The organism is Rhodanobacter sp. T12-5 (assembly GCF_008329435.1).
Classification (GTDB): Bacteria; Pseudomonadota; Gammaproteobacteria; order Xanthomonadales; family Rhodanobacteraceae; genus Rhodanobacter.
The window spans coordinates 586,030-599,065 of record NZ_NPKN01000001.1; the positions used below are offsets into that span (position 1 = coordinate 586,030).

Sequence of the window (13,036 nt, forward strand, 5' to 3'; positions counted from 1 at the left end):
GCAAGGGAGCCCGCAGATTAGCAGCGCGGATAGCTCAGTTCAGCGGGTACTTCAAATCTCCACCGCTGCCGCGTGCTCGCGGGTATTGGCAAAGCGCACCTGCGGCCAGCGCTCCTGCGCCAGTTGAAGGTTGACCCGCGTCGGCGCAATGTAGACCAGCTCGCCGGCGCCGTCGATCGCCAGGTTCATGGCATTCTTCTCGCGAAATTCCTCCAGCTTCTTCGGGTCGTCGCAATGCACCCAGCGCGCGGTGGTCACCGTCACCGGCTCGAAGCTGGCGTCGACGTTGTACTCGTCCTTCAGCCGGTACGCCACGACCTCGAACTGCAGCACGCCGACCGCGCCCAGGATCAGGTCGTTCGACATCAGCGGGCGGAAGAACTGGGTGGCGCCTTCTTCGGACAACTGCGCCAGGCCCTTCTGCAGCGCCTTCATCTTCAGCGGGTCGCGCAGGCGTGCGCGGCGAAAGAGTTCGGGAGCGAAATTCGGGATGCCGGTGAAGCTGACCTGCTCGCCCTCGGTGAAGGTATCGCCGATGGTGATGGTGCCGTGGTTGTGCAGGCCGATCACGTCGCCCGGGTAGGCTGTCTCGACGATTTCGCGGTCCGACGCCATGAAGGTCAGCGCGTTGGCGATGCGTACTTCCTTGCCGGTGCGGCTCTGGATCATCTTCATGCCGGCGTTGTAGGTGCCCGAGCACACGCGCATGAACGCCACGCGGTCGCGGTGCGCCGGGTCCATGTTCGCCTGGATCTTGAACACGAAGCCGGAAAGCTTCTCCTCCTCCGGCTCGATCTCGCGCGTGGTGGTGGCGCGGGGGAGGGGGCTGGGCGCGTTCTCCACGAAGAAATCCAGCAACAGCTGCACGCCGAAATTGTTCACCGCCGAGCCGAAGAACACCGGCGTCTGCCGGCCGGCCAGGTACTCGTCGATGTCGAACGAGGGTGCGGCGCCCTGCACCAGCTCCAGCTCCTCGCGCAGTTCGCGCATCGCATCAAAGCCGATCTTCTCCAGCAGGCCCGGCGCGTCGAGGCCCTTGAAGATGGTCGAATCCTGCCGCGTGAAATTCTTGCCCTGCTCGAAGATGTGCACCTCGTCCAGCGCCAGGTGGTATACGCCCTTCAGCCGCTTGCCCATGCCGATCGGCCAGGTCAGCGGCGCGCAGGCGATGCCCAGCACCGACTCCACCTCGTCCAGCAGCTCGATCGGCGAACGACCCTCGCGGTCGAGCTTGTTGATGAAGGTCATGATCGGCGTATCGCGCAGCCGGCACACTTCCATCAGCTTGATCGTGCGTTCCTCCACGCCCTTGGCGCAGTCGATCACCATCAGCGCCGAATCCACCGCGGTCAGCACGCGGTAGGTGTCCTCGGAGAAGTCCGCATGTCCCGGCGTATCGAGCAGGTTGACGATCTTGCCCTCGTACGGAAACTGCATCACCGACGAGGTCACCGAAATCCCGCGCTCCTTTTCCAGCGCCATCCAGTCCGAGGTGGCGCTGCGCGACGTCTTGCGACTCTTCACCGAGCCGGCCATCTGGATCGCGCCACCGAACAGCAGCAGCTTTTCGGTCAGCGTGGTCTTGCCCGCGTCAGGATGGCTGACGATGGCGAAGGTGCGGCGGCGGCGGGTTTCTTGGAGATGCGAGGGCATGGAGGCGGGTCGGCTGGAACGCGAACCGGCAATTGTAGCGTGGAACGGCGATGGCCTTGACAAAAGCCCGGCAGCTGCCCCGGTCGAGCTCATCGCCATCTTCGTGGATGCACAGGCTCTGTGAAGTCGGGAGTCGAGCTCAATGCATCGACCTGGCCCGATATCGTCCATCGTCGTATATCACCGGCATCCACGCATAACGCAACGCTTTCCCGACACCCGCATGGGCGGGAGGTGCCGTCATCTCCCTGGCATATTTGCGCAGGGTCAGCCCAAGGTCTGCGTCGGGAACGGCATCGAGCAACCAGGCATCGGCCACCGAACCGTCGGCGTTGAATGCGAGCAGATAGTCGGCAAAACCGGCGTAGGGGGTGATGCGTCCGTTGGGCGCGATGTACGGCTTGGCTTTCGGTACGGGATGGAGAACCTCTCCCGTGAAGTTGCTGTCGGTACCCGCGCGGATGTCTGCATCATGCGAGGCGATGAAGCTGTTCACGTCGCGCATGACTTCGGGCATGGCCGATTTTCCCAGCCTGTCGAGGATACGTTGCACCAGTTCGGCCGCGTAGCCGTCATGCGGGCGGTCGCCCTTCGGCAGCAGCAGTGCATAGTGTCCGTATATCTGCGCCCAATTCATGGCCTCGCGATACTGGCGGGTGGCGAGCTTGATTTCGGCCATCTTGGCCATCGCCAGAACACTGCCGCGCGTGGCCGCATTGCCCAGATAGAGGCTGGCTTTGACGAGATCCTGTCGAACGGGTGAGCCGGAAGCATGCTGGCCCATGTGGTACAGGGAGCCTAGTACGTACAAGTCGTGTTGATCGCCGGTCTGCGCCTCCTGCTCGATTTTCGATAGCTCCTGTCGGCGCCGGGCGAGCGGGACATTCTTGTCCAGCACCCGGGCCCAGGAGGCGTTCAATGCGATTTTTTCTGTCGCGACCGGATTTTGCGCGGGTGGCGGCGTCGCAGCGGATGCGCTGCTGCACAGGATCAGAAGTATCGCGAGGGCTGCTGCGAGCCTGTGCGGGCATTCCTCTCTCATCTCCGTTTCCTTGGCGGTTGGGTCGTGCGGTGGAAGTGCCGCAAGCAGACATTACGGCAGCTCGTGATCGTCCGCAAAAAGAAGAGCCCGGAAATCGCTTTCCGGGCTCTTTTCATGTGGCATTGGAGACAAGGCTGCGACTCGTCATTTCGCCAGTCGGGTCAACACCCGATGCCAGAACTCCAGCCCCGCTCCGACTTCCGATGCCGGCAATTTTTCGTTGAGCCCGTGAGCAAATGTATCGTCCGGTTTGGTGAAGGCCGCATCGATGCCATAGCTGGGCACGCCCGCGTTGCGGAAGTACATGCTGTCGGAGGCGCCGGCGGACATGCCGGGGACGATTTCCACGCCGGGGAAGCGGGCGTGCACCGCGGCGGTGACGGCGGCGATCACGTCCTGGCGCAGCGGCGAGGCGGGGCTGGCCACCGGCGGGGGTGGCAGCACGGTGACGGTGGCGGACTTGTCGTTGATCACCTTGACCAGCGTGTCGCGCACGCTGTCGACCGGGGTGCCCGGGAAGATGCGGCAGTTGATGTTGACGCTGGCACTTTGCGGCAGTGCGTTGAGTGCGTGGCCGCCGTTGAGCATGGTGGCCACGCAGGTGGTGCGGATCTGGCCGACGTAGGCGGGGTCGGCCGAGATGGTGGCCGCGGCGGCGGCATCGTCAGGGTGGGCGGCGAAGCGGGTCATCGCCGCGCCGAGCGGGCCGGGGGTGTGCGCACCGAGCGCACGCAGCGAGGCGAGCGTGATCTCGTTGCTGAGCGGCGGAAACTGGTAGCCGGCGACGCGGTCGATGATGCGCGCCAGCCGATAGATGGCGTTGTCCTTGTTGGGTTCGCTGGAATGTCCGCCGGCCGAGGTCAGGCTAATGTGGAAGTCCGCATAGGTCTTCTCGGCGGCCTGGATCTGGTACAGCGCGGGCTTGCCGGTATCCGGGTTCAGGGTGCCGCCGCCGGCGTCGGCGTTGAGCAGGAATTCGGCGTCGTGATAGCGCTTCGCCAGTTCGCGGGTCGAGGCCATGGTGGTCTCCTCGTCGCCGGACAGCAGCAGGATCAGGTCGTGGCGCGGCTTGAAGCCTTCGCGCTTGAGCCGGATCAGCGTCTCGACCAGCACCACCACCGCGGTTTTCATGTCGGCGGTGCCGCGGCCGTAGAGGTAGCCGTTCTCCTCGATCAGGGTGAACGGGTCGCGGGTCCAGTCCTGGCGCTTCGCCGCGACCACGTCCATGTGCCCGGACAGCAGGATCGGCTTGCCTTCGCCGGTGCCGCGATAGCGCGCCACCAGTGCGGCGGTTTCGCCGACCGGAATGATCTCGACATCGTCGGCGGCAAAGCCGGCCGCCTTGAGCTTGTCGGCCAGGTAGGCGGCCAGCACCGGCACCTGGTGCTGGCCCTCGACGGTATGGATGCCGATGGCATGTTTCAGCATCGCCATGGTTTCGGGCAGCGCTTGGGCGGTGGTATCGGCGTGGGCCATTCCGATGCCGGCACAGAGGACAAGTGTGGTTGCCGCGGCGGTTCGAAGTGCTCGTGGTGTTCTCATTCGAAATCCCTCTGCATGGCTTGAACGGAAGGCCCGAGTATGCGCGACGGCTCGCGTGGCTGTACAGGTTGATGGCTCCTCGCCAGGCACATGCCGCAATCGCCCATGCGAAGAAGAGCGCGGGGGCGCGTGTAGCGCAACGGGCTAGGCCCGGGCCGGCACTAGCGCGGCTCGCCGGTGGTCCGGGCGCAGTCGTGTTAACCTTGCCGCCGCGCTGACGGCCATACCGACAGCGCACACCCCTTGGGGAGTAGCCTGCCTCGTTCCGCGAGGCGTCTTCGTCAACATGCTCGGCTTGTCCTGCCGTGGCGAAGACACCGATCCTGGTTGGCGAGACCAACGGCTGATGGCGCCACGATGGTCGGGCGCGCCGTCGTGCCGTTGCGCCTGGCCCGACCCAAAGGCAATGCATGAATCCCATTTCCATCCTGTTGCTCGGCTTTGCCATGTCGACCGACGCGTTCGCGGCGGCGATCGGCAAGGGCGCGGCGATGGCCAGGCCCCGGCTCGGCCAGGCCATGCGCGCGGGCTTGATCTTCGGCGTGATCGAGGCGATCACGCCGGTGATCGGCTGGCTGCTGGGCAAGAGCGCTTCCCGCTACATCGAAGCCTGGGACCACTGGGCCGCGTTCGGCCTGCTGTTGGCGCTGGGCCTGCACATGATCTGGAACGGCCTCAAGCCGGAGTCGGACGAGCCGGTCGATGCGGCCACGAAGCATGGTTTCCTCGGCCTCGCCCTCACTGGCCTGTCCACCAGCATCGACGCGTTGGCGGTCGGCGTGGGCCTGGCCTTTGTCGACACGCCGATCGCCGTGGTCGCCGTGGTCATCGGCCTGTGCACGTTCAGCATGGTGACCCTGGGCATCATGCTGGGGCGGGTGCTGGGCGGGATGGTTGGCAAGCGCGCCGAGATGATCGGCGGCGCGATCCTGATCGGCGTGGGCGCGGTGATCCTGTACGAGCATCTGGCGTAAACGGAAAACCCGGGGATCGCTCCCCGGGTTCGCGTGTTTGCAGCGGTGCGGCGGCTTACTTCGCTTCCTTCTCCATCAGCTTGTCGACCATGCTGGCGGGCACTTCCTGGTAATGATCGAAGATCATGCTGAAGTTGCCGCGACCGCTGGTGGCCGAGCGCAGGAAGTTGATGTAGCCGAACATTTCCGACAGCGGCACGAAACCCTGCACGAAGGCCGAGGTGCCCTTCTGGCCCTGGTCGGTGATGTTGCCGCGGCGGCGGTTGATGTCGCCGATGATGTCGCCGAGATAAGTCGCTTCGGTGACCACCTCCAGGCTCATGATCGGCTCCAGCAACTTCGGCTTGCTGAGCCTCTGCGCCTCGCGGAAGCACTGGCGGGTGGCGATCTCGAAGGCCAGCGCGGAGGAGTCGACGTCGTGGTATTTGCCGTCGAGCAGGCGTGCCTTGAAATCGACCACCTCGTAGCCGGCGATCTGGCCCTCCTGCGATTCGGTCTTCACCGCATGCTCGACCGCCGGGATGTATTCGCGCGGCACGCGGCCGCCGACCACTTCGTCGGAGAAGACCACGCCCGAGCCCGGTTCGCCCGGCTCGAAGATCATCTTCACTTCGGCAAACTGGCCCGAGCCGCCGCTCTGCTTCTTGTGCGTGTAGGTATGCTCGACGGCCTTGCCAAAGGCCTCGCGGAAGCTGACCCGCGGCTTGCCCATGCTGGCTTCCACGCCCAGCTCCGTGCGCATGCGATCGATGGTGATCTCCAGGTGCAGCTCACCCATGCCCTTGAGCACCGTCTGGCCGGTCTCCTGGTCCACTTCCATGCGCAGCGACGGGTCGGCCTTGACCATCTTGTAGAGCGCGGTGGACAGCTTGTCGACGTCGTTGCGGCTCTTCGGCTCGACCGACACACTGATCACCGGGTCGGGGAAGCGCATGCGCTCCAGCAAGGCCGGGTGCGCCGGATCGGCCAGCGAATCGCCGGTCTCGGTGTCCTTCATCGAGACGAAGGCGCAGATGTCGCCGGCGCGCACCTCGTCGATTTCCTTCGTGTCGTCGGCCTGCACTTCGACGATGCGGCCCACGCGCTCCTTCTTGCCACGGGTGACGTTGAGCAGGGTGTCGCCCTTCTTGATCACGCCGGAGTAGACGCGGCAGAAGGTGAGCGTGCCGAACTGGTCGTTGATCACCTTGAACGCCAGCGCGCGTGCCGGCGCGTCGTCGGTCACTGCCTGCTCGCCGACGATGTTGCCGTCCTCGTCGACCATCGCGATGCCGCCGTTTTCGCCGGGGTAGGGCAGGTAGTCGACCACGGCGTCCAACAGTTGCTGGACGCCCTTGTTCTTGTACGAGGAGCCGCACAGCACCGGCACCAGCTCGCCGGTGACGGTGCCCTTGCGGATGCATTGCTTGAGCATGGCCGGATCGAACTCGCCGGTGTTGATCAGGCGCTCGAACGCGTCGTCGTCCAGGGCCAGTGCGCTTTCCAGCACTTCCTCGCGCAGCTTCGGCAGGTTTGCGACCCATTCGTTGTCGGCGCTGGAGCCGAGCTTTAGGCGATCCTTCAACTGCTCCAGCGGCACGCTTTCCCACACGGCGTCCTTGTCGTCGGAGGCCCAGATGTAGCCGACGCCGGCAACCAGGTCGGCCATGCCGACGAATTCGTCGCTGCTGCCCAGCGGCACGTGGCAAAGCAGCGCGTTCGCGCCGAGGCGTTCGCGGATGCCCTTCACGCAGTGCGCGAAGTTCGCGCCGATGCGGTCCATCTTGTTGACGTAGCAGATCCGCGGCACCTTGTACTGGTCGGCCAGGCGCCAGTTGGTCTCGGTCTGCGGCTCCACCCCGGCGACGCCGTCGAACACCACCACCGCGCCATCGAGCACGCGCAGCGAGCGGTTCACCTCGATGGTGAAGTCGACGTGTCCGGGCGTGTCGATCACGTTGATCTGGTGCCCCTTCCACACCGCCGACACGGCTGCGGACTGGATCGTGATGCCGCGCTTGCGCTCCTGCTCCATGTAGTCGGTGGTGGTGGAGCCCTTGCCGTCCTTGGTGTCGTGGACGTCGATGATCTGGTGCTTCTTGCCCGTGTAATAGAGCACGCGCTCGGTGGTCGTGGTCTTGCCCGCGTCGATGTGCGCGATGATGCCGATGTTGCGGTAGAGGTTGAGCGGTTTCTGTCGGGCCACGGTGAGACTCCGGATGGGTGTCGGGCAAGCTTGCGAAGGACCGTAAATGGCTGTTCGCGGCCGGTCTTTCAAGAGGTCGCCCGGTAGGTGGCGCGCGGGCAAGCGCCGACGAACGATGAGCGGGCCAATCATCGTAGCTGGTGCGCGACGACGGCGCGCGCGGTGCGGCGCGGCAGACAGGCGAATTTTTCAGCGTCTCGGAAGCTGTGAAAAAATTCGATGGACTGGCACGGAGCCCGCTCTGCTTTCCCGCTGCGCAGGGGAACCGGCCACGGCATCGATCACCCTGCGTAAAACGTTCAGACCGCGAGCAACCCGGTCAGCGCCGCGTTCAGTTGCCTGGAGTCGTAGGGTTTCTGCAGGATATTCTCGTTGCGCCATGCTTCGGGAACATCCTGTTCGTCGTAGCCGGAGGAAAACACGAAGGGGATGCCGCGACGGCGCAGGATCAGGGCGGCGGGAAAACTGGCTTCACCGGCCAGGTTGATGTCCAGGATGGCCAGGTCGATCGGCGCGGACTCGGCCAATTCCATGCATTTGGCCAGGCGTGCCGCCTTGAGCACCCGATAGCCCGAGATATTGAGGCGGTCCTCCAGCATCATCGCCAGCAGCATCTCGTCTTCGGCGAGTAAAATGCATAATGGAGCGTGGTCGGTGGTCATTCCTGAGCTTCCTCGGCCAATGGTACGTCGATGATGCAGGTGACCCCTTCGCGAAGAAATGCCAGCGTGACTTCGCCATCCAGTTCGTAAGGCACGCCTTCATCGATCAGGCGTGAACCGAAGCCGCGGTGGGGGGGCGGGTCGACGGCGGGGCCGCCGCTTTCCACCCACTGCAGGTTCAACCATGGACGTTGCCCTTTCAGTCGTGTCGACCAGGTGACGGTCACCCGACCCTCGGGTACCGACAGCGAGCCATATTTGGCCGCATTGGTGGCCAGTTCGTGCACGGCCATGCTCAGCGCCAGCACCTGCTTGGGCTTCAGATGGAGGTCGTCGCCCTGCAGCTGCACCCGCAGGTCGTTCCCGCGCGCATGGCTGTCGTGCCGGTAGGGCGCAAGCTCGCTGTTGATGATGCCGAGCAGCGGCGCACCGATCCACTCGTCGCGCGCCAGCAGGTTGTGCGTATGCGACAACGCCAGCAGCCGCGGCAGGAAACTTTCCTCGAAGGTGGGCAGGTCCGTGGCGCAAGCCAGGGTCTGCTGGGCGATCGCCTGCACTGTGGCGAGGGTGTTTTTCACCCGATGATTGAGTTCGGCCATCATCATTTCGTTGTGCCGCGCGGCGCGATGGCGTTCGGTGATGTCGCGCGCGATCAACTTGCCGGCCATCAGGGTGCCGGCGACGTCGGACACCGGCGAGTAGCTCATCGACAGCGGCACCAAGTCGCCGTCCGGTCGTCGCCAGATCATCTCGAACTCGTCGAGCCGACTCGATCGGTTGCGGCTGCTGAAGAAGAGTGCCGCTTCCACGGACAGTTCGGTCGGCTGCAACTGGCTCAGCGGCTGGCCGACCACCTGCGCCGCCGACAGCCCGAAGATGCGTTCGGCGCTGGCATTCCAGCTGGTGATTCGGTCATCCAGCGAGAATCCGAAGATGGCGTCGCGCGAGGAGTTCACGATCGCCGCCAGCCGCGCATGTTCACGGCTCAGTTTCTGGCCCTCGCTGACATCGACGAAGGTCAGCACCACGCCGTCGACGACGTTGTCGACGGTCAGGTAAGGGCGCATGCGCAGCAGGAAGGTCGTCATCGTGTCGTCGGCACTGCGCAGCAAGCGCTCCGTCACGATCATCTCCTGCAGCACGCGGGAGACGTCGCTTTTCAGCTCCGGGTACTCGATGCGCGACGAGATCTCGGTGATCGGCCTTCCCTTGTCGCCGTCGCGCAGATGGAACAGCCCGGTCATCGCCGGCGTGTAGCCACGGATGTGCATTTTCCGGTCGAGGAACAAGGTGGCGATGTGCGTGCTGTCGAGCAGGTTGCGGATATCGCTGTTGACGAGGTTCAACGCTTCGTTCTTGCCGTTGAGCTCGCTGTTGACGGTTTGCAGCTCCTCGTTGATCGACTGCATCTCCTCGGTGGAAGTTTCCAGCTCCTCATTGGCCGATTGCAGTTCTTCATTCACTGACTGGTATTCCTCGTTCGCCGATTTGAGATCTTCGCTGGCCGTTTCGTGCAGGTCGATGGCGGTATGCAACTGCGCGCGAGTGGCGCGCAGTTCATCCTCCAGTGCCTCGATGCGCGTCTGTTCGCCGTCGGGCTGGCCGTCCGCCAACGGATCGGTCGAGTGCGCCGCGGGTTCCAACTCGTTGAACGCCACCACGCACAGTTCGATCCTGCCCTCGTGTTTCGTGGCGTCGCCCGACGCTTCGTCTTGTGCAGGATCGTGCGCGGGCAGCGGCTCCACGATCAGGCGCAGCGGCCGTGCATGGCCGGATTGCGGTAGCCCAAGCCCATCGCGGATCACCCGCTGGCCGCTGGCAAACGCCTGCATCACCGCCGTGCGCACGCTACCGCGCAAAGATTTGTCCAGCAGCTGGAACAGGTCGAGACTGGCGGCGCCGGCCGACGGTGCCAGGTAGCGTCGGGTATCGCCACCAAAGCGCACCACCTCATGGTTGGCATTGACCACCACATAGGCTGGCGACCACGGTTCCAGGATGTGGCGTGCCTGCTGATCGATCAGGTCATCGACCTGCGGTGACGGCGCCTGCAACGAGGGCAGTGCATGGCCTGTTGGGCGACGTTGCGCACTGGGGAAGTCGTGTGGATGTGTGTGTGCGTCTTCGCGGCGAACGTACAGGCGCTGCTTCTTGTCCAGTTCGGTGAACAGGTGCGCGTTCCTGGCCAGTCGCTCCGAGGTGCCCAGCAACAGGAATCCACCGGCCCGCAAGGCGTAATGGAACGACTGCACCAGCCGTTCCTGCAGACCGTTGTTCAGATAGATCAGCAAATTGCGGCACGAGACCAGGTCCATGCGCGAGAACGGCGGATCCTTGAGCACGCTGTGCGGCGAGAAGATGCACATCTCGCGGATCTGCTTGGCCACGCACCAGTCGTCGTGGTCCTTGCTGAACCATCGCTCCATGCGCTCGGGCGAAACACCGTTGAGCGGCGCACGATAGCGGCCGGCGCGCGCGCGGCCGATCGCCTGGTCGTCGATGTCGGTGGCGAAGATCTTCACTTTCGGGGCGCGTTGCGGATCCATCGCCTCGCGCAGCGCGATAGCGATGGAATACGCCTCCTCGCCGGTCGCGCAGCCGGGCACCCATACCCGCAAGACGTCGGCCCCGGTCTTGTCGGCCAGTATCGCCGGGATCGCGATCGTCTGCAGCGCGTCGAAAGCGGCCGGATCGCGGAAGAACGCGGTCACCCCGATCAGGAATTCGCGAAACAGCAGTTCGTGTTCTTTCGGATGCTGGCGCAGATAGTCGATGTAATCCGTCACGCGCTCGGCCTGCACCACCAGCATGCGTCGCTGGATGCGCCGCATCAGGGTCCTTTCCTTGTACTGGCTGAAGTCGTGACCGATTTCGGCGTGCAGCAGCTGGCAGATGGTTTTCAGGTGCGCTGCGACGTCACCAAGTACGCCATCGGCACCTTTGCGCTGGTGCGCAGCTTGCATCTGGGCCTGATAGGCGAGCAGGCGCGCCGGCATGTCGGCGACCGGCAGCACCGCGTCGACCAGCCCGGTGGCCGCCGCACTGGCGGGCATGCCGGTCATCGCCTCGTCGTCGAAACCGGATTGCGCCAGGGCGAGCCCGCCGTGATCCTTGACGGCGCGCAAACCCTGCGCTCCGTCGCTGCCGGTGCCGGCGAGCACCACGCATACCGCGCCGTCGCCCTGATCCTCGGCCAGCGAGGTGAAGAATGTGTTGATCGGCCAGCGATGCTCGCGCGGCGGCGCCGGTTTGCTGACCTGCAACACGCCATCGGCGATGGTCAGGGTGGCATTCGGTGGAATCACGTAGACGTGCCGCGGCTCGACCCGCATGCCTTGAGCGGCTTCGAGCACCGGCATCGTCGTGCTGCGACCGACCAGTTCGGCCAGCAGGCTCTGATGATCCGGTGCCAGATGTTGCACCAGCACGAAGGCCAGCGCGCTGTCCGCCGGCATGTGCGAGAAGAACGCCTTGAACGCTTCCAGCCCGCCGGCCGAGGCACCAATGCCGACGATCAAGCCCTTCGTCGGCGGTCGCTTGCGGGTTTTCGTCGGCGCACCGCTCCTGCTGGCTGTCGCTGCAGGAGTGGATGCTGACTTGGTGCGCGAGGACATGCTGACAACCTGAAACCCAGGACAAGGCCTGGATGAAACGGCAGCATAGCGCGCTTGTCGTCAGGCGCGGGTGAGGGGCGAACGATGTGCGCAAGAAGGGAGGGGCTTCATTGTGACGTCATTCCGGCTTTCCGAAATGACGGCCTCGGGAAGTTCGTCGAAAATCCCGTCAGCTTTGCGGCATGGGCTCGGGCAACAGCAAGGCGGATATCGTGCCGGTCGCGACATCCGGCCTGCCCAGTCGCCGCAGCAGGCGGTAGTGCGAGGCAATGCCCGCGCCAAACGTGCGGTGTTCGAGGTATGTCACGCCGAACTCGCGGCAGGCGTCCTCGACCACGCGGGCGACCATCGGATAGTGCACGTGCGAGATGCGCGGAAACAGGTGGTGCTCGATCTGGAAATTCAGCCCGCCGATCAGCCAGCCCAGTACGCGGTTGCCGCGGGCGAAATCCACCGTGGTTTCCAGCTGGTGGATCGCCCACGGCGTGGCCATCTGCCGGCCTGTTTCGTCCGGTTCCGGAAACGCCGCCTCTTCCACCACATGCGCCATCTGGAACACCAGCGCCAGCAGCACGCCGGCGACCGCCGAAACCAGCGCGTAGAACAGCAGCACGGTGCCGATCGAATGGAACATCAGCGGTACCCCGAAGGCGAGCGTGAAAAACACCAGCTTGCCGACAACGAATCCGGCCAGGTTCCAGCCTTTCGGCCGATCGAACGGACGCTCGCCGACGGTGCCGGTGAGCATGTCGCGGAAGTCGCCGTACAGGTGCCAGCGGATCGCGGTGACGCCGTACAGCGGCCACAGGTAGACATGCTGCCAGCGGTGCCATGGCCGTCGCGGCTGCAGCGGCGACAGCCGGCCCAGCACACCGAGGTCGATGTCGCTGTCGTGGCCGGCCACGTTGACCCAGGTGTGGTGGAAGCGCGCATGTTTCCACTGCCAGATGTACGAACTGCCGCCGACCATGTCCAGCGTCAGCGCCATCACCCGATTGATCCAGTGATGCCTGGAATACGCCTGGTGGCCGCCGTCATGCATGATGTTGAAACCGATCGCGGCCATCGCCATGCCCAGCACGAGGGCCAGCGGCACGCCCTGCCACCAGCTGGCGGCAAACCACACCAGCGCGACATAGGCCAGCGCGAAGGTGGCGAGGATGACGGCCGTCTTGAGGTACATCTGCAAGCTGTCGCGCGGGCGCGTGCCGCTGCGCTTGAACTCGGCATCGACGCGACGGCGCAATTCGCGATGGAACGAATTGTCGCCGTTGAATTTCAGGCGCTCGGCAACGTCCGCGGACGCAGGTCGCGCGGACGGGGCCGTATGACGGGGTGACTCGATCGGCATGCAGGGAACCCCG

At 64.7% G+C, this 13,036-nt stretch carries 8 protein-coding genes; 1 reads left to right on the forward strand and 7 read right to left on the reverse strand.

Features of this window, described 5'->3' with window-relative positions; all coding sequences use genetic code 11:
• Window positions 1-51 precede the first annotated feature (51 nt).
• The 3 genes from CIW53_RS02500 to CIW53_RS02510 all read right to left on the reverse strand — a co-directional run bounded on the left by CIW53_RS02500 (window position 52) and on the right by CIW53_RS02510 (window position 4,237).
• Entirely contained in the window at window positions 52-1,653 is a 1,602-nt protein-coding gene (locus tag CIW53_RS02500) for a peptide chain release factor 3 (RefSeq protein WP_149363114.1), read from the reverse strand.
• A gap of 139 nt (window positions 1,654-1,792) precedes the next feature.
• A complete protein-coding gene (locus CIW53_RS02505; RefSeq protein ID WP_149363115.1) occupies window positions 1,793-2,695 on the reverse strand; it encodes a hypothetical protein in 903 nt (300 codons plus the stop codon).
• Between the two features lie 144 nt (window positions 2,696-2,839).
• Window positions 2,840-4,237 carry a M20/M25/M40 family metallo-hydrolase gene (locus CIW53_RS02510; RefSeq protein WP_149363116.1) on the reverse strand — a complete coding sequence of 466 codons (1,398 nt, stop codon included), beginning with the start codon at window positions 4,235-4,237 and terminating at the stop codon, window positions 2,840-2,842.
• Window positions 4,238-4,647: 410 nt separating this feature from the next.
• Here CIW53_RS02510 and CIW53_RS02515 point away from each other — a divergent pair, with 410 nt between their 5' ends.
• A complete protein-coding gene (locus tag CIW53_RS02515; RefSeq protein WP_149363117.1) occupies window positions 4,648-5,211 on the forward strand; it encodes a manganese efflux pump MntP family protein in 564 nt (187 codons plus the stop codon).
• Window positions 5,212-5,266: 55 nt separating this feature from the next.
• Here CIW53_RS02515 and fusA read toward each other — a convergent pair whose 3' ends face one another.
• From fusA to CIW53_RS02535, 4 genes are all read right to left on the reverse strand, one after another.
• Entirely contained in the window at window positions 5,267-7,396 is a 2,130-nt protein-coding gene (fusA, locus tag CIW53_RS02520; RefSeq protein ID WP_149363118.1) for an elongation factor G, read from the reverse strand.
• Between the two features lie 299 nt (window positions 7,397-7,695).
• Window positions 7,696-8,058 carry a response regulator gene (locus tag CIW53_RS02525; protein ID WP_149363119.1) on the reverse strand — a complete coding sequence of 121 codons (363 nt, stop codon included), beginning with the start codon at window positions 8,056-8,058 and terminating at the stop codon, window positions 7,696-7,698.
• On the reverse strand, window positions 8,055-11,672 hold the full coding sequence (locus CIW53_RS02530; RefSeq protein WP_149363120.1) for a chemotaxis protein CheB: 3,618 nt from the start codon (window positions 11,670-11,672) through the stop codon (window positions 8,055-8,057). Before CIW53_RS02530 ends, CIW53_RS02525 begins: the two co-directional genes overlap by 4 nt.
• A 169-nt stretch (window positions 11,673-11,841) precedes the next feature.
• The gene (locus CIW53_RS02535; RefSeq protein WP_149363121.1) at window positions 11,842-13,023 is read right to left on the reverse strand and encodes an acyl-CoA desaturase; all 1,182 of its coding nucleotides are present in this window, start codon (window positions 13,021-13,023) and stop codon (window positions 11,842-11,844) included.
• Between the last annotated feature and the right edge of the window lie 13 nt (window positions 13,024-13,036).